The sequence below is a fragment of the Desulfovibrio sp. TomC genome (genome assembly GCF_000801335.2).
Classification (GTDB): domain Bacteria; phylum Desulfobacterota; class Desulfovibrionia; order Desulfovibrionales; family Desulfovibrionaceae; genus Solidesulfovibrio.
The window spans coordinates 1-211 of record NZ_JSEH01000436.1 but is presented as its reverse complement, the minus strand read 5'-3'; the positions used below and the strand labels follow the sequence as shown (position 1 = coordinate 211).

The 211-nt window shown below is 55.9% G+C and carries 1 pseudogene; it reads left to right on the top strand.

Annotation, left to right across the window (positions count from 1 at the left end):
• Nucleotides 1–211 (top strand): annotated as a pseudogene (locus NY78_RS24415) (IS3 family transposase); the annotation flags it as partial.

Sequence of the window (211 nt, the reverse complement as noted above, 5' to 3'; positions counted from 1 at the left end):
GCCGCAAAGGCAAAAAGCGTCTCCCTTCGAGGCATTCTGAGAAGCTTGCCGTTCCAGCTACGGCCAATTTGTGCTGGTCGGTGGATTTCATGAGCGATGTCCTTATGAGTGGCCAACGCTTCCGTACGTTCAACGTGCTCGACGACTTCAACCGCGAGGCTCTAGCCATTGAGGTGGATACCACGTTGCCGGCTGCAAGAGTCGTTCGGGT